This is a genomic window from Leeuwenhoekiella parthenopeia (genome assembly GCF_020782115.1).
Classification (GTDB): domain Bacteria; phylum Bacteroidota; class Bacteroidia; order Flavobacteriales; family Flavobacteriaceae; genus Leeuwenhoekiella; species Leeuwenhoekiella parthenopeia.
On record NZ_JAJGMW010000005.1, the window covers coordinates 147,626 to 164,426 of the forward strand.

General features: G+C 41.9%; 13 protein-coding genes and 1 tRNA gene. 7 read left to right on the forward strand and 7 right to left on the reverse strand.

Annotation, left to right across the window (positions count from 1 at the left end; genetic code table 11):
• Window positions 1–3: 3 nt before the first annotated feature.
• Together LLW17_RS05745 and LLW17_RS05750 are read right to left on the reverse strand one after the other, a co-directional pair.
• Window positions 4–1,662 carry a S8 family peptidase gene (locus LLW17_RS05745; protein WP_228229306.1) on the reverse strand — a complete coding sequence of 553 codons (1,659 nt, stop codon included), beginning with the start codon at window positions 1,660–1,662 and terminating at the stop codon, window positions 4–6.
• Between the two features lie 61 nt (window positions 1,663–1,723).
• Window positions 1,724–2,581, reverse strand: a complete 858-nt coding sequence (locus LLW17_RS05750) for an MBL fold metallo-hydrolase (protein ID WP_228229307.1) — start codon at window positions 2,579–2,581, stop codon at window positions 1,724–1,726.
• A gap of 291 nt (window positions 2,582–2,872) precedes the next feature.
• Here LLW17_RS05750 and LLW17_RS05755 point away from each other — a divergent pair, with 291 nt between their 5' ends.
• On the forward strand, window positions 2,873–4,738 hold the full coding sequence (locus tag LLW17_RS05755) for a cation:proton antiporter (RefSeq protein WP_228229308.1): 1,866 nt from the start codon (window positions 2,873–2,875) through the stop codon (window positions 4,736–4,738).
• Between the two features lie 70 nt (window positions 4,739–4,808).
• A complete protein-coding gene (locus LLW17_RS05760) occupies window positions 4,809–5,903 on the forward strand; it encodes a Gfo/Idh/MocA family protein (RefSeq protein ID WP_228229309.1) in 1,095 nt (364 codons plus the stop codon).
• Window positions 5,904–5,970: 67 nt separating this feature from the next.
• Here LLW17_RS05760 and LLW17_RS05765 read toward each other — a convergent pair whose 3' ends face one another.
• Together LLW17_RS05765 and lepA are read right to left on the reverse strand one after the other, a co-directional pair.
• Window positions 5,971–6,138 (reverse strand): hypothetical protein, encoded by a 168-nt coding sequence (locus LLW17_RS05765; protein ID WP_228229310.1) that lies wholly within the window; start codon window positions 6,136–6,138, stop codon window positions 5,971–5,973.
• A gap of 1 nt (window position 6,139) precedes the next feature.
• A complete protein-coding gene (gene lepA / locus LLW17_RS05770; RefSeq protein ID WP_228229311.1) occupies window positions 6,140–7,936 on the reverse strand; it encodes a translation elongation factor 4 in 1,797 nt (598 codons plus the stop codon).
• A 255-nt stretch (window positions 7,937–8,191) separates the two neighbouring features.
• Between lepA and LLW17_RS05775 the strand changes: the two genes are divergently transcribed.
• Complete coding sequence (locus LLW17_RS05775) at window positions 8,192–10,609, forward strand: outer membrane beta-barrel family protein (protein WP_228229312.1); 2,418 nt, start codon at window positions 8,192–8,194, stop codon at window positions 10,607–10,609.
• A 121-nt stretch (window positions 10,610–10,730) separates the two neighbouring features.
• Window positions 10,731–11,735 (forward strand): tRNA dihydrouridine synthase DusB, encoded by a 1,005-nt coding sequence (gene dusB, locus LLW17_RS05780; protein WP_228229313.1) that lies wholly within the window; start codon window positions 10,731–10,733, stop codon window positions 11,733–11,735.
• A gap of 90 nt (window positions 11,736–11,825) precedes the next feature.
• Here dusB and LLW17_RS05785 read toward each other — a convergent pair whose 3' ends face one another.
• On the reverse strand, window positions 11,826–13,028 hold the full coding sequence (locus tag LLW17_RS05785; RefSeq protein ID WP_228229314.1) for an ABC transporter permease: 1,203 nt from the start codon (window positions 13,026–13,028) through the stop codon (window positions 11,826–11,828).
• Window positions 13,029–13,035: 7 nt separating this feature from the next.
• Window positions 13,036–13,428 carry a 30S ribosome-binding factor RbfA gene (gene rbfA / locus LLW17_RS05790; RefSeq protein ID WP_228229315.1) on the reverse strand — a complete coding sequence of 131 codons (393 nt, stop codon included), beginning with the start codon at window positions 13,426–13,428 and terminating at the stop codon, window positions 13,036–13,038.
• A 303-nt stretch (window positions 13,429–13,731) separates the two neighbouring features.
• On the opposite strand from rbfA, the gene mce reads away from it, so the two are divergent.
• Both mce and LLW17_RS05800 read left to right on the forward strand, forming a co-directional pair.
• Window positions 13,732–14,133, forward strand: a complete 402-nt coding sequence (gene mce / locus LLW17_RS05795) for a methylmalonyl-CoA epimerase (RefSeq protein ID WP_228229316.1) — start codon at window positions 13,732–13,734, stop codon at window positions 14,131–14,133.
• Between the two features lie 87 nt (window positions 14,134–14,220).
• Window positions 14,221–14,294 (forward strand) — tRNA-Ile (locus LLW17_RS05800).
• A gap of 641 nt (window positions 14,295–14,935) precedes the next feature.
• Here LLW17_RS05800 and LLW17_RS05805 read toward each other — a convergent pair.
• Complete coding sequence (locus LLW17_RS05805) at window positions 14,936–15,526, reverse strand: riboflavin synthase (protein ID WP_228229317.1); 591 nt, start codon at window positions 15,524–15,526, stop codon at window positions 14,936–14,938.
• 126 nt (window positions 15,527–15,652) lie between these two features.
• Here LLW17_RS05805 and pdxA point away from each other — a divergent pair, with 126 nt between their 5' ends.
• Window positions 15,653–16,729, forward strand: a complete 1,077-nt coding sequence (pdxA, locus tag LLW17_RS05810) for a 4-hydroxythreonine-4-phosphate dehydrogenase PdxA (protein WP_228229318.1) — start codon at window positions 15,653–15,655, stop codon at window positions 16,727–16,729.
• Window positions 16,730–16,801 lie beyond the last annotated feature (72 nt).

A 16,801-nucleotide genomic window follows, 5' to 3' on the forward strand; every position in this document is an offset into this window, starting at 1 on the left:
TTATTACTTTTTAGTAGATAACTCTGCCATTTTGAAGGCGTTATACATATTTACCATTTCGCCCGATTTTGAAAGTGCACTGAAGGGTTTTATCACGTCAGCATCACCACCGGCAGATACCTGAATATTGCTGGTGATCCCGCTCTGCATAATGATTTGTTTAATCTGAGCAGCAGAGAATTGCGGGTAATACGAGCGTAACATCGCTGCCACACCGGCAACATTGGGAGCGGCCATCGAGGTACCCTGTAAAAACTCGTATTCATTACCGGGAACGGTAGACCAGATTTGAACTCCGGGAGCAAAAACGTCAACATTTGATTTTCCGTAGTTTGAAAAACTTGCGACTAATTTGCCACTGTATTTGTAGTTCAGCGCACCTACCGTAATCACATTATCAGCAAATTCAGTTACATTATCAAGCTGATCGTTAGGATAAACGGTATCGCCGCCATCGAGGTCAATGCTTTCGTTACCGGCTGCATTTACAATTAATACATCTTTTTTAGCCGCATATTTAATGGCTTCATATACCCACTCCGGGTTTGTAGCAAAGTATTTACCAAAGCTGGTGTTGATCACTTTTGCACCGTTGTCTACGGCATAGCGTATTGCTAAGGCGATGTCTTTATCGTACTCATCCCCGTCAGGAACGGCACGAACCACCATAATTTTTGCATTGTTAGCCACCCCGTTCATACCAATACCGTTGTTGCGTTCTGCAGCGATAATACCGGCAACGTGAGTCCCGTGACGGGCTGCTTCCGGATCCGGACCTATTACGTTGTTATTACCGTAATTGGTATCGTTTAAATCGTTAAGGTCATCACCCAGCACACTGCGGTAATTAGCGTTGAGTTTGTAATTGGTATCCAGACGCTCCTGCATACTCTCTAATTGCTCAGTAAGCATTTCCATAAATTCAGGAATAGTATCTGCATAGGTAAGCATCTGGGTAAGAATAGCCTTGTTGCGCTGCTCCATCTGCGTTTCTGCAGGAAGAGCCGCAAGTTCTTCGGCAGTATAATCTTCCTTATTTAGTTTTTGAGAAACTTCGGTATGAGCGGTTTTTACAGCAGCCATTAGACCCTGGTATTGGGTGATTTGATCTTCAAGCTCACTGCGGTCTTTTTCAACTTCTGCCTTAGCTTTAGTATAGGTTTTAAAAAGCTCTTTTTGAGCAGCCGGAATCTGATCTAATGTTTTTCCGCTAAACTGAGCGTCATATTTTTGTACAATACGCGCTTTTTCAAGTTGTTCGGCAACGATATCGCCCAGAAAGTTCCAACCGTGAATGTCATCGATGTAGCCGTTTTTGTCATCATCAATTCCGTTGTTTGGAATTTCATCTGCATTAGTCCAGATAACACCATCCAGATCTTCGTGCTCGATATCAACACCGCTGTCTATAACCGCAACAATTACGGAAGATCCCTGACCTTTTATAAGTTCGTCGTAGGTTTTCTCAACACTCATCCCGGGAATGGTATCTTCTTTAATGTCTTTTCCGGGCCATTCTTTGAGTTGCTCCTCATCCAGATCGGCTATTTTAACGGGAAGTTGGTCAACATTTTCAACAGGGACGCTTATCAGTTTTGCAGGTGTATCGCAACCGGCGATAAGCAATGCAGCTCCAAATGCTGCAATCAGGGATTTTTTCATTATCTGTATGTATTTATATTTAAAATTTAGGTTTTGTATTTGAGTCACGTATAAGTTTTCGTTAGAGTACGTCTTCAATTCTGAGGCTTTGATCAAGCCGCACTCCTTTTTCGGTATGTTTTACCGTGATTATGGGGTTATGCGCATCATGCTCTAACCACAAATAATAGTTATGATCTGCCGCCTGGTTTAAAAATTCTTCTTTTTCGCCCAAAGTAAGCAAGGGCCGCGTATCAAAGCCCATCACATACGGTAAGGGTAAATGACCCGCCGTTGGCAACAAATCTGCTGCGAAAACAAGGGTCTTGTCTTTATAAGTTATATGCGGAATCATCTGTTTATCGGTATGTCCATCTGCAAATAAAATACCAAAGCCCAGATCGCTATTTTCAAGAAAGGTTTTTCCGGTTTTTTCAATAAACCGAAGCTGCCCGCTTTGTTCTATGGGCAAGATGTTTTCGCTCAAAAAAGACGCTTTTTCCCGGGCATTGGGTTTTGTGGCCCATTCCCAGTGATCTTTGTTGCTCCAGTAGGTTGCATTTTTAAAAACCGGAACCGGAGTTTTACCATCTTCAGCCCATTTTATGCAGCCTCCGGAATGGTCAAAGTGTAAATGCGTGAGAAAAACATCGGTGATATCGTCAGGATGAAAACCTTTAGATTTTAACGATTTCTCAAGGGTATCATCACCCCAGGGATAGTAAAAGCCAAAAAACTTTTCGCTTTGCTTGTCGCCCATTCCCGTGTCTATAAGAATGAGGCGATTGCCTTCCTCAATGAGCATACAGCGTGCGGCAATATCAATCATATTGTTTGCATCTGCGGGATTGGTGCGGGTCCAGAGTGATTTTGGGACGACTCCAAACATAGCGCCTCCGTCTAATTTAAAATTACCGGCTTCTATTGCGTGAATGACCATAAACGGACTACTGATTTTTAAATGGCACCTCCAAAGAGCTAATACCACGAGGCTTACCTCGAAAATGAAAATTTGTTTTTAACGAATGCCTCCCGGGCTTGCCCTGAGGTAGTTTAATGCAGGAAGCTGAAAATTTTGCGGCTTCAGGATAAACAAAGTTGTGCAAAATACTAAAACAGCGTTAAATCAAATTTTAAGCCTTGGCGAATTAAGCTATATTTAACAAAGAATAGCAAAATCGGGCTTTAAAATGAATTTTTAAAGCCGTATCATAGCAAAAAATCGAAATTCATGTTAGAACTGGGCGGAATAATAATCTTGGGTATATTGGCACAATGGGTTGCCTGGAAATTTAAAATACCTGCGATCTTACCTCTTATTTTAATCGGGCTTTTTGTAGGGCCTATTTCAACCTTGTTTACCTATGACGGCTCCAAGTGGATAGAACCCATCTGGGACGGTGAAACAGGCATATTCCCCGGGGAGCGGCTTTTTAACTTTGTTTCTTTGGCTATCGGAATAATACTCTTTGAAGGAGGTCTTACCTTACGCTTTAGCGAGATTAAAAATGTGGGACCGGTAATTACCAAACTAATTATCGTGGGTTCTTTGGTAACCTTCTTTGGCGCAGGAGCAGCAGCCTACTATATTTTTGACCTGAGTCTAAGAATATCCTTTCTGTTTTCGGCATTGATTATTGTAACCGGACCTACGGTTATAACCCCAATTCTTAGAAACATTCCGCTTAAAAAAGACATCTCAGCCATTCTTAAATGGGAAGGTATCCTTATTGATCCCATAGGTGCTTTGGTAGCCGTATTGGTTTTTGAATTTATCAGTGTAGGTGCCGGTAGTGAATTTACCATCACCGCTCTTGAAGAGTTTGGTAAGATTGTACTTTTTGGGTTTACCTTCGGTTTTACCTTTGCACACGCACTCGCATTTGCAATCAAACGCAATGTGATTCCGCATTATTTATTGAATGTATTTACCCTGGCAACAGTGCTTGGGGTGTTTGTACTCTCCGATTTGTTTGCTCACGAGAGCGGTCTGCTTTCGGTTGTGGTGATGGGAATCATTATGGGGAATATGAAACTGCCCAACATCAAAGAACTCCTCTACTTTAAGGAGTCTTTGAGCGTTTTGCTTATCTCTTTGCTGTTCATTCTGCTTTCCGCAAATATCGAAATGCAGGATTTATACCTGGTGTATACCTGGAAAGCAGCCTTGCTTTTTGCCGTTGTTGTGTTCATTCTACGACCTATTGGAGTGTTCCTAAGTGCGAAAGGCTCCGGTTTAAAGTTTAACGAAAAACTCTTTGTAAGCTGGGTAGGTCCGCGCGGTATTGTAGCTGCGGGTATTGCTTCCCTTTTTGGTTTACAGCTGGTAAGTGAAGGCGTTGAAGGGGCAGAATACATCACACCGCTGGTATTTATGATTGTACTGGGTACGGTATTGTTAAATGCCACCACAGCCCGTCTCTTTGCTAAAATTGTAGGTGTCTTCCTTACCGAATCTAAGGGTATTGTGATCATTGGCGCTTCAAAAGCTTCGCGTATTATAGGTGAATACCTGATGAAAAATGGCCGCCATGTGGTACTGGTAGACAGCAACAGTTACAATATTGAAAAAGCCAAGGAGCGCGGCCTCGAGGCTATTGAAGAAAGTATTTATTCAGACAGTTTGATGAACAATATCGAACTGAACGACGTGGGTTACCTGATGGCACTTACCGGAAACGGGGATATCAACGACTACGCGATCAAGCGTTTTAAAAATATTTTTGGTGAAAACGGCTCATTCAGGCTCATTACTCCAGATGAAATGCGCGGTCCCGATGCTCCAAATGAGGGTCTTTTCTCGCCTACCGATGACTTTATTCGACTTACCGAAGTAGCCCGTGCACATCCAACCATCCAGGAAATTGAGGTTAAGACCAAAGAAGATTTTGAGAAGCTTGTTAAGAGTACCCGGGAAGATCGAAACATGGTACCTATATTTTTAAAACAGGAATCAGGCGAACTTGAGATTTTAAAATCGAACATCAACGAGCTTGAGATAGACAGTTTTGAAAATATCAAGCTGGTTTACCTCGGCAAGCCTTTTGATCCTGAGAAAATGCCGGTCAAACCAAAGATCGATGAAAACGAACTTTAAAGTTTTCCTAAGCTTTTAGAAAGCTCTTCTGTATTGATTGGGCATTCATTAACTTGAAAACAAAAAAGTTATGAGTACCCGCAGAAGTTTTTTGAAGAAATCAGGTCTTGTTCTCGCAGCATCTACCTTGCCTTTACCCTATTATGCCTGTTCTAAACCCAACAAGAAACTGGGTGTTGCTTTACTGGGCCTGGGTAGCTATGCGACTAACAATTTGGCTCCTGCCCTGCAACAAACCGAACATATTGAACTGCGGGGTATTGTAACGGGAAGTCCCGGGAAAATTCAGCAATGGCAGCAGAAATACGGTATAAAGGACGAAAATATTTACAGTTATGAGACATTGCCTGAGATTGCAAATAATCCGGAAATTGATGTAGTCTACATCGTAACGCCCACCTTTCTACATAAAAAATACAGCGTGATGGCGGCTAACGCCGGAAAGCATGTCTTCTGTGAAAAACCGATGGCGATGACGGTTGAAGAATGCCGCGAAATTATGGAAACCTGCGATAAAAACGGAGTCAAATTAGCTATCGGGTATCGTATGCAGCACGAGGAAAATACCCAAACTATAATGAAGTGGGCCAAAACAAAGCCCTACGGAAGCATTCAAAATGTAGATACTGAAGTAGGCTGGCGCATAGGCCCGGGCGGCGGTTGGCGTCTGGATGGTTCTAAAGGCGGTGGCGCCATTTACGATATGGGTGTTTACAATATTAATGCGCTGCGTTATGCGACGGGTCTGGAGCCACTATCGCTTACCGCACGTCACGAGACCCAAAGACCGGATTTGTTTCTCAATAAAGCACCTGAAATTACCTGGCTTGATGTAGAATTTCCAGGTGGCTTAAAGACCACAGCCAGGGTTACTTATGCTGATAATGTGAATTTTTTGAAGGTAAATTGTGAAAACGGAGACTACGAGTTATCCCCATTTCAGAGTTATAATGGCGTTCAGGGAAGCACCAGTGATGGTAAAAAGTTACCACCCTGCAATTGCAACCAGCAAGCCCTGCAAATGGATGATGATGCACTTGCGATTTTAAACGATACGCCTGTCATTGCACCCGGCATTGAAGGTTTGCGGGATATTCAAATTGTGGAGGCGGCGCTAAAGTCGGGCTATACCAATAGCGAGCGCATTCAACTGGAACAGTATTAATACCCGAATGAATACCAAACAAAAAAGCTTCCGTTTTCAGGAAGCTTTTTTTGTTTTTAATGCCGGTTTATTTGCGGCTAAAGTAATCTGAAACTACAAAAGCGACCCCCACAACAGCACCAATTGCGAGAATCCAAACCAGAGTTTGACTTTCCTTTGCCGCTGTCCATTGACTCAGAGCACCGCAAATCACGATAAGGCCAAGACCCGTGAGTTGTATTTTGGTTAATTTCATCTTAATCGTTAAGCTTAAGTACGGCCATAAATGCCTCCTGAGGGATTTCTACGTTACCCACCTGGCGCATACGTTTCTTACCTTTTTTCTGCTTTTCGAGTAGTTTTCGCTTACGCGAAATATCACCACCATAACATTTTGCCGTAACGTCTTTACGCAGGGCTTTTACGGTCTCCCGTGCGATGATTTTGGCTCCAATCGCTGCCTGAATAGGAATATCAAACTGCTGACGCGGGATCAATTCTTTTAGCTTCTCACACATCTTTTTGCCGATATCATAGGCATTATCGCGGTGTAGTAAAGCTGAAAGCGCGTCAACCACATTTGCATTTAAGAGCACATCAACTTTTACCAGATGGGAAGCCCGCATGCCTATTGGCGAATAATCAAAAGAGGCATAGCCTTTAGAAACCGTTTTCAGGCGGTCGTAGAAATCAAATACGATTTCGGCCAAAGGCATATCAAATGACAATTCCACACGCTCAGGTGTAAGATAGGTCTGATTGGTGATTTGTCCCCGCTTTTCGATACATAAGGACATTACCGGACCTACAAAGTCGGCTTTAGTAATGATACTTGCCTTGATAAAGGGCTCTTCAACCCGGTCCATCCCCGAAGGATCAGGTAAATCGGAAGGGTTGTTAACCAGTATTGGCGTTTGCTTATCTTTTATGGTGTACGCGTGATACGATACGTTAGGTACGGTCGTGATCACGGTCATATCAAACTCACGTTCCAGGCGTTCCTGAATGATCTCCAGGTGCAACATCCCCAGGAATCCGCAACGGAAACCAAAACCTAATGCCGCTGAACTCTCGGGCTGAAATACTAAAGACGCATCGTTGAGCTGCAGTTTTTCCATCGAAGAACGCAGATCTTCATAATCTTCGGTGTCTACCGGATAAATTCCGGCAAATACCATCGGTTTTACATCCTCAAAACCTTCGATCATATTGGTTGTGGGCGTTTTCGCATCGGTGATGGTATCCCCCACTTTTACTTCTTTGGCTTCCTTAATACCCGTGATGAGGTAACCTACATCGCCTGTTTTGACTACTTTTTTCGGCGTTTGTTTTAGGTTGAGAGTTCCTACCTCGTCTGCGAAATAGGTTTTACCGGTGGCCATAAACTTGATGTTCTGCCCTTTGGTAATCTCACCATTCAATACCCTAAAATAGGTTTCAACCCCTCTAAATGGATTGTAAACCGAGTCAAAAATCAAGGCCTGTAAAGGCTCGTCAGGATTTCCTTTCGGTGGCGGAATACGCTCAATAATCGCAGTAAGGATTTCGGTGATACCAATGCCGGTTTTAGCACTGGCAGGGATTACATCCTCGGGGTTACAACCCAAAAGATCTACAATATCATCGGTCACCTCTTCGGGGTTTGCACTGGGCAAATCAACCTTATTCAACACCGGAATAATTTCCAGATCGTTTTCAAGAGCCAGATACAGGTTAGAAATGGTCTGCGCCTGTATGCTCTGTGCGGCATCAACCACAAGCAAAGCACCTTCACAGGCAGCAATACTTCGTGACACTTCATAGGAGAAATCCACGTGTCCCGGAGTGTCGATGAGATTTAAAATATAAGGCTCACCGTTGTGTATATAATTCATCTGAATGGCGTGCGATTTAATGGTAATACCACGCTCGCGCTCCAGATCCATATTATCAAGTAATTGCTCCTGTTTTTCACGATCGGTTACAGAACCTGTAGAGTCTAGCAGACGGTCTGCAAGCGTACTTTTCCCGTGATCAATGTGAGCGATAATGCAAAAATTGCGAATGTTCTTCATAGACGTTCTTCATCAGCGTTGCCTTGTTTAAGCATTGGCCTCCCGATTCATTTGCAATTTTTAGACAGCCAAAAATGGTATAAATCGAAAACCCATCTGTTTAAGTACCTAAATAAGGTCAACTTTAGTCTGCAAATATACAGTTTAGCTAATGCATTTTCTAATTATTCTATTTTTGGCAATTTATAGGGCAAATCATCGAAAATCTAATTGAAGTATCTTAAAAACATAGAAATTAAATTAGATTTGAAATCTATGCGATCCACTTTACTCTTTAACGTCTTTGTTTTCGCCCCCTTATTTCTATCAGCTCAAAGTCTAAGTCTTGATGGGCTTGTTCAGAATAGTGAACAAAACCCCGTCCCATTCACCAATGTCTTGCTCTTAAAAGCCGCAGATTCTACCTTTGTGAGTGGGTTTGTTACCAACGAAGAAGGTCTGTTTAAATTTGAAGATCTTACTACCGGTAATTACCTGCTTAAGGCCAGTTTTGTGGGCTATGAAGACGCCTACAGCGATCCTTTTGAACTGCAGCAAAGCTTAAGTTTAAAAGCTCTTGTGCTTAAAGAATCCCCCCAGTTTTTAAATGAGGTTACCGTCACTGCACGCAGGCCGATTATACAGCGTAAGGTGGATCGTCTGATTTTTGATGTGGAAAACACAGCGATTTCTTCCGGGACAACCTTTGATATTTTAAAACGCACTCCGGGAGTCATTGTCAATCAGGGAACAATTTTGGTTAGAAATCGCCCTGCGCAGGTTTACATCAACGATCGCAAGGTGTATTTAACCAATGACGAGCTGCAGCAATTGCTGGAAGGTTTTGCAGGGGTAAACGTAAAATCGGTTGAGGTGATTACCACACCACCGGCCAAATACGATGCAGAAGGCGGAGCGATTTTGAATATCGTGACTTCAAAAAATCTGTCTATAGGCTATAAAGGAAGCGTTGATGCTTCGGCAACTGTGGGAATTTTACCCAAATATGCGGCAGGTAGCAGTCATTATTATAAAACCGTTTGGCTCAATGCCTATGCCGGTTATACTTTTAACTCGCGCTTTGATACTAAAACCGATGAAGGTTTTATCGAATTTTTTAATCCCAATGGAAGCACTAAAGCAACCTGGGATGATCTCTTTTTAAAAGACACACGCACGTTTTCGCACAGCTTCAATACCATTTTAGATTTTACGCTAAGCGAAAAAGACATGCTGAGTCTGAGTGCCAATGTGCTGCACACACCAAAAGCTGATTCAGACATCAGCGGAAGAACCGAAATTTTCGACCCGCAGGGTCGGCTTGATTCACTGTACACTACACAAAGCAGGCTCGAAAACCAAAATGATAATTTGCTCTTTAATCTTAACTACGAAAGGCAGCTGGGCGAAAACGGGGCAACACTTACTGCAAATGCCAACTATATTGACTATTCTAACGATCAATCACAGGTGGTAGCCACGCGCTATTTTTCACCGCAAGGCAAGCTTTTGAATGCAAATTCGTTCAATACCATTCCTACTCAGGATTCACAAATTTATACCGGGCAGCTTGATTATACCGGCAATTTAGGAAACTGGGCTTTTGAAGCGGGGGCTAAATATTCGGGAATCAATTCAAACAGCAGGCAGGATTTTTTTGACGGTAATGGGGACATTAACTCCGGCAATGCAATCCTAAATGACAATTTTGACTACACCGAAAGTATTTACGCGTCGTATTTCAGCTTTTCGAAAGATTGGGAGACCTGGAGTCTTCAGGCCGGTTTACGGGGAGAATATACCGATGCTAATGGAAATTCACGAACCTTAGGAGTTGTAAATACTCAGGAATATCTGGAGCTTTTCCCGACCATTTACTTGATGAATAATCCTTCAGAAAACCATTCTTTTGGATTGAATTACAGTCGCAGGATTGATCGACCCCGTTTTCAAAGTTTAAATCCGTATCGGTATTTTCTAAATGAAAACAACTTTCAGGAAGGAAATCCTAATATTCAGCCTGCAATTGCAAACCGGGTAGAGTTTAATTACACATTTAAGAATAAACTTATTTTCAGTCTATACTGGGATCGTATAGATAATGCGATGAGTAGTTTGCCTTTTCAGGATAATGAAAACCTGACGATTAGAGGTTTGAACACGAATCTCAATTATGAGCAGCAGTACAGCCTGGATGTGACCTATTCAGAATTTGTGACCAATTGGATGTGGATGAGTGTTTACACATCATTTTTTAGAATGGAAAATGAGTTTGAAGCACTAGAGAGCGGAGCACAAGATTATAATCAGGGTATCAATGGGATTTTTGTTCAGACGCAAAATTATTTTGTTATTGAACCCGGCTTAAGCGCGACTCTTGTAAATACTTTTACCTCCAATATTTTAGCAGGTTCCTATCAATACGACAGACCGCAGTATGCTTTAAACATTGACATTCAAAAGACTTTTCTGGATGGAAGGCTTATTTTTAATCTGAGTTCGGAAGATATTTTCAATACGAATAACATTCCGCTTACGTCACGTTATTTAAATCAAAACAATTCTTTTTTTGCGATGCCCGAATCCCGAAAAATACGGGTAGGCCTTCGGTATAAATTTGGAAACTTTAAGCTCAGCGATAACAGCAGAGCGGTAAATGCTGAAGAAGAAACCCGTTTAGAGCGGAAAGACTAGATATCTACTAATCAGAACCGTCATTAACCTACTTTACCAAACATTGCTTAATTTTGCGCGGTAATCCAGAAATGGTATCCTTGAGAGCAATCTCAACGATACCGACTTAAAATTCAAAGCTTTGGCAAAAATAGGAGATATAGATGTAGGAGACTTTCCGTTGCTTTTGGCACCTATGGAAGATGTGAGTGATCCGCCTTTTCGCGCATTGTGTAAAGAGCAGGGTGCAGATGTAGTATTTACCGAGTTTATCTCGAGCGAGGGCCTTATACGCGATGCAGCAAAGAGCGTGATGAAGCTTGATATTTATGAGAAGGAACGCCCGGTGGGTATCCAGATTTTTGGTGCAAACCTGGAATCTATGCTGCAAAGTGTTGAAATTGTTGAAGCTTCAAAGCCCGATATTATTGATATCAACTTTGGCTGTCCGGTAAAAAAGGTGGTTTCTAAAGGCGCCGGAGCCGGTATTTTAAAAGATATAGATTTGATGGTTTCGCTCACCGAAGCGATGGTGAAGCATACCAACCTGCCCATTACGGTAAAAACCCGTTTAGGCTGGGATCACGACTCCATTAAAATTGTTGAGGTAGCAGAACGTTTGCAGGATGTGGGCTGTAAGGCGATTTCCATCCACGGAAGAACCCGCGCCCAGATGTATAAAGGTAGTGCCGACTGGCGGCCTATTGCAGAAGTAAAGAACAATCCGCGCATGCATATTCCGGTTTTTGGCAATGGCGATGTTGATACTCCCGAGCGTGCTGTGGAGATGCGTGATGAGTACGGACTTGACGGCGCCATGATTGGCCGGGCGAGTATAGGCTATCCCTGGTTTTTTAGAGAAGTCAAACACTTCTTTAAAACGGGCGAGCATATGGCTCCGCCTACCTTGCAGGAACGGGTAGATGCGGCACGCAGACATCTCAAAATGGCTATTGACTGGAAGGGTGAGAAACTCGGGGTGTTTGAAACACGCAGGCATTATACCAACTATTTCAAGGGTATTCCAGATTTTAAGCCTTATCGTATGAAAATGGTAACCAGCGACGATGCAGCAGATGTTTTTGCTGCATTTGATGAGGTAGAGGAACACTTTGCAGACTTTGATTGGCTCAGCCAGAGTGTGTAATTAGAACTCCTTTGAAATCAAAGCTTTGTTTCCTTTGGGTTTTTCTTAGGATTGTACCAAAGTAGTTTACTTTACCTATTAGGCAGTGATCTAATCTTCCAGCAGCTTCGGTCTGATGGTTGAAGAAGCGAGATAGGAGGCGAGAATCCCAAGAATACTTATTGTAAGAAATACTGCTAAGAAATTCATAACTGTAAATTGCATAGGATAGGGCAGTGTGGGGGTGATCATTTTGAGTTCAAAAAGCAATTGAGCCGCAACCACGAGTGCGCCTATAACCAGACCCAGCAAACCTCCAAATACCGTCATCATCGCTCCCTGAAGGAAGAAGATTTTCTTGATTTCTTTCAGCGAAGCACCCATACTATGCATGGTTTTGATGTTCGATTTCTTGTCGATGATGATCATGATGATGCTTCCCACAAGATTAAATAATGCAATGATCAGGACTAAAGTAAAAATGAGATACACCGCCAGATTTTCGGCATTAAGCATTTTATAGAGCTTATCGTTCAGCTGAAAACGGGTCTTGACCTCGGCGCGATCACCAAAAAGGCTTTGGATTTCCTGTTGTGCTGAGATAGGATTTATTCCGGGATTTAAGCGTATTTCGAGGGCACTTAACGTGGTATCCGGATAGTTGAGCAACTGCTGCGCATAGTTAAAGTTGACAAAAATATACTTTTGATCGAGTTCTTCATTTATCTGAAAAATATCAGAAACCACAAGCTGCGAACTGTTAAAGGCCTGAGTAGGATCGGTGATCTGACCGCTGCCGGGCCTGGGGACCATAACGCGCAGCAAATCGGTGTAATTGTTAACCCCAAGGGAGAGAATTCTCGAAATTCCGAAACCGATAACAGCTAAGGGTTCATCCTGCGATAACCAGTTTCCATAAAGTAATGTACTATCGATAGGGTTGACCTTGAGGTATTTTTCATCTATACCTTTAATATAGGCGATGTGGTTTTTCCCCCTAAATTCTAAAAAAGCACGCTCTTCAATAATTTTGGTAAAATCGGCTACACTTTCGCTATTTTGAAGGGCTTCAATGGTTTTTTCATCAAAAGTGATGGTTTTTCCCTGCGCAGGAATCACTTTTATATCGGGATCAAAAAGGGAAGAAAACGAGAGGCTGAAATCTTTCAGCCCTGAAAATCCGGAAAGCACAATAAACAAAGCAGCCGAACCGGCCACAATGCTCAAAGCAGAAATAAGGGTGATTATATTTATAGCATTATTACTGCTTTTAGTAAACAGGTAACGTTTTGCGATAAATACTGAAAACTTCAAGATAGGATTAAGATTTTTTGCGACGAGGCAGTAAATCGGGATTTTCTATAGGATCTTCGGTTCCTTTCAGCGATTTGTCTATACCGTCAATGTACTCCAAAGAATCGTCTACATAAAATTGCAGTTCGGGCATACGGCGCAATTGGTGGCGCGTACGCTGTGCAATTTCGTGCTTGATAAAAGGCTTAACCGCATTGACTTCTTTAAGCATTGCTGTAGCTTCTGCATGAGGAAATATACTCATGTATACTTTTGCCTGTGACAAATCGGTAGTTACGTTGACTTTGCTTACCGACACGATGATATTTTTAACACCGGCCTGCATCAATGCTTTTTGAAGCACGTCTACCAGATCGCGCTGCAAAACACCGGCTACTTTCTTTTGTCTGTTTGTTTCCATAGAGGCAAAAATACATCAATAAAATTGCATGACGTTTACGTGCGGGATCGCGAAGTCATATTTTTCAGGCAGCAGGTATTAGTAGTAGGGTGCTTGTAAGTCTTCTATTTGGCGATAATTGAGCGGCGAATTGAAAATTGTAGGTTGCACGGCCTGGTTTTAATGACGTAGGTAAAACTCCTAATTTCTAAATTGTCCCATATTTTTAATCTGCTGCAGCTACCGGCTGATTTCAGGTTCTATATATTCTTGTAAGACTATCTCAGCCTCGTGTAACTAAAGAAAATGCCGTAGTTTTAAGTAATGGAAAAAATAGAACACATCGGGATTGCAGTTAAAAACCTGGATGAGGCCAATGCTCTTTATGAAAAGTTATTTGGTATACCTCCTTATAAAACTGAGCGGGTTGATTCGGAAGGGGTGAATACCTCTTTTTTCAAAATGGGAGCGAGTAAGATTGAATTGCTTGAGGCTACAAATAAAGACAGTGCCATAGCTAAATTCCTAGAGAAGCGGGGAGAAGGAGTGCATCATATAGCTTATGCGGTGACAGATATTAAAGCCGAATTGAAGCGATTGAAAGCTGAAGGTTTTGAGCTGATTAACGAAGAGCCTAAAGCCGGGGCAGATGACAAATGGGTTGCGTTTTTACATCCTAAAAGCACCAAAGGGGTCTTGATTGAATTGTGCCAGGATCGGGAGTAATGGCAGAAGAAAAATGAAAACCTTGCGCTAAATGAAAATTAATACTATTTTTGCGCCCGCTTTAAGATGTAATACACCTTAAAAGCCGGTCCTATAGCTCAGTTGGTTAGAGCACCTGACTCATAATCAGGTGGTCCCTGGTTCGAGCCCAGGTGGGACCACATTAAACCCTTATAAACAATTCGTTTATAAGGGTTTTTTTATTCCAGAGATAAAATAGTAGTTGAATTTTTCTCTTATGGTCTTCTAAAAACGGTCTACGCTATCCAAAAATGCTTTTGCCGTCTTTGTTTTGCTTGTCTTATGTATTTTAGTGTAAACAGAAGAATCAAAAGCCTTACTTTTAGTAGGCTTTTTGCTGTTCTCGTTATTAGGGAAAATTATCAACAAGTAGGAATTAAGCTACTTGGTTTATCTTGATTTTCCCGAAAATAGGGCTAAATTAAGGGAAATCATCCGATTAGAATACGATATTGCCAATAAAAATATCTTTGAAAAATAATATTTATTCGATTATATGCATAAAATATGCTACGAAAGTTAATAACTTTTAGTATTTTCGTCGCGAGTAATTAGAATGTCCCACTTCAAACAGCTATGAAAATCAGAAATACCCTACTTCTGTTGTTCGCATTTTTATATGCTGCCATGGCTTTTGCTCAGGAACCACCTCCTCCGTCAGGACCAGGACCAGGACCTCCTCCTCCTGTAGGAGAACCAGTCCCTATCGACGATTACATTCCTTTACTCATACCGGTTGGTCTGGTTCTAGGAGTTTACCTGCTGGGTTTTAGTGAAAATATTAAGCGCGAATTTCCAGAAGACGCTTAACATATTTTCCAATAACGTCAAATTCCAGATTTACCAGAGTTCCTTTTTTAAAGGTTTTAAAGGTGGTATGCTCATAGGTATACGGAATAATGGCTACGCTAAATTCATTGATTTTTGAGTTTACGACCGTAAGGCTTACTCCATTAATGGTGATAGAACCCTTTTCTATAGTCACATTTTGTAACTTGGGATCATATTCAAAAGTAAAAAGCCAGCTCCCATCCTCTTCTTTGATAGCAATGCAAGTCGCCGTTTGATCTACGTGACCCTGTACGATATGTCCGTCCAGGCGGGAACCCAATATCATTGCACGTTCCAGATTTACTGAATCGCCTTCCTTGAGGGTGCTCAGGTTGGATTTCTTTAAAGTTTCGTCAATAGCGGTAACCGTGTACATATCTTCGTGAAGATCAACTACGGTGAGGCACACTCCATTGTGCGCAACGCTCTGATCAACTTTAAGCTCCGCACTAAGTTTGCTTTGAACGCTTATATGAAGATTGCCATTCTCAGGCTTAAGCTTTTTGACAATTCCGAGGTTTTCTATAATTCCGGTAAACATGAGTTTGGTTTTTGAAGATTTACTTAAAATAGGGTTTAAATAAAATGAATTGGAATGTGTACTGTGGTTATTTACTTAACTACTTTTACAATTCTATTACAAAGGAAAACCAAAAAGGGGTTTACTATGAAAGAACAAAGTATAAAATTAGGAATCAGCATAGGAGATTTAAACGGTATTGGAGGGGAGATTGTGATGCGAACTCTTGAGGACGCGCTTATGCTCGATTTGTGTACACCGGTTATTTTTGCTTCAGCAAAAACCGTAACCTATATTCTAAAGCATTTTGAACTGGATCTTAACTTTCAGGGGATCAAACATGCCTCACAGGCCATCGACGGTAAAATAAATGTGGTGAATGTGTGGAACGAAAACCCTTCGATTAATTTTGGAAAGGAAGATCCGGAAGCCGGTGCCTACGCTATCAAGTCGCTTAAAGCAGCGGTTGAAGGCTTAAAAAATGGAGACGTTGATGTATTGGTAACGGCACCCATCAATAAAGCATCTATTCAGGCTGAAGATTTTAAATTTCCCGGTCATACCGATTACCTGAACCAGGAACTGGAGGGAAACAGCCTTATGTTTATGGTGAGTGAACATCTCAAGGTGGGCCTTCTTACCGATCATGTTCCGGTAAGTGATATTTCCCTTAGCATTACAGCAGACCTTATTAAAAAGAAATTTGAAACCATCCACCAGAGTCTTATTCAGGATTTTGGAGTAGAACGGCCAAAAATTGCCTTTTTAGGAATAAACCCGCACGTCGGGGACAACGGGGTCATAGGTAAGGAAGATGATACAGTTTTGATTCCTACACTTGCCGAGCTTAGATCAAAAGGTAAAATCACTTACGGGCCTTATGCCGCAGATAGTTTTTTCGGTAGCGGAAATTATAAAAACTTTGATGCGATAATTGCAGCTTATCACGATCAGGGGCTTATACCGTTTAAAACCCTGGCTTTTGGTAAAGGGGTAAACTATACTGCCGGACTTAATAAAGTGCGCACTTCCCCAGATCACGGCACTGCTTTTGAGATTGCAGGAAAGGGAGTTGCAGACACAGGCTCCTTTAAAGAAGCGGTATTTATGGCGTTGGATATTTACAAAAAAAGGGAAGAATACGCCGAATTAACCCAAAACGTCCTCAAAAAACAACCCCGTAAGAAGCAACCGGGCGGGCGTTCACGCCAGAAAGAAAGGTAGATAAAAAATTTATCCACACTTAATTAACAGCTAAATAAAAATTTATATCTTTGCACCCGCCTTTTGCGGAAA

Bases quoted from the DNA above. Each gene is read 5' to 3' on its own strand.
- LLW17_RS05745 (WP_228229306.1), bottom strand. From the start codon at position 1,662: ATGAAAAAATCCCTGATTGCAGCATTTGGAGCTGCATTGCTTATCGCC.
- LLW17_RS05750 (WP_228229307.1), bottom strand. From the start codon at position 2,581: ATGGTCATTCACGCAATAGAAGCCGGTAATTTTAAATTAGACGGAGGC.
- LLW17_RS05755 (WP_228229308.1), top strand. From the start codon at position 2,873: ATGTTAGAACTGGGCGGAATAATAATCTTGGGTATATTGGCACAATGG.
- LLW17_RS05760 (WP_228229309.1), top strand. From the start codon at position 4,809: ATGAGTACCCGCAGAAGTTTTTTGAAGAAATCAGGTCTTGTTCTCGCA.
- LLW17_RS05765 (WP_228229310.1), bottom strand. From the start codon at position 6,138: ATGAAATTAACCAAAATACAACTCACGGGTCTTGGCCTTATCGTGATT.
- lepA (WP_228229311.1), bottom strand. From the start codon at position 7,936: ATGAAGAACATTCGCAATTTTTGCATTATCGCTCACATTGATCACGGG.
- LLW17_RS05775 (WP_228229312.1), top strand. From the start codon at position 8,192: ATGCGATCCACTTTACTCTTTAACGTCTTTGTTTTCGCCCCCTTATTT.
- rbfA (WP_228229315.1), bottom strand. From the start codon at position 13,428: ATGGAAACAAACAGACAAAAGAAAGTAGCCGGTGTTTTGCAGCGCGAT.
- mce (WP_228229316.1), top strand. From the start codon at position 13,732: ATGGAAAAAATAGAACACATCGGGATTGCAGTTAAAAACCTGGATGAG.
- LLW17_RS05805 (WP_228229317.1), bottom strand. From the start codon at position 15,526: ATGTTTACCGGAATTATAGAAAACCTCGGAATTGTCAAAAAGCTTAAG.
- pdxA (WP_228229318.1), top strand. From the start codon at position 15,653: ATGAAAGAACAAAGTATAAAATTAGGAATCAGCATAGGAGATTTAAAC.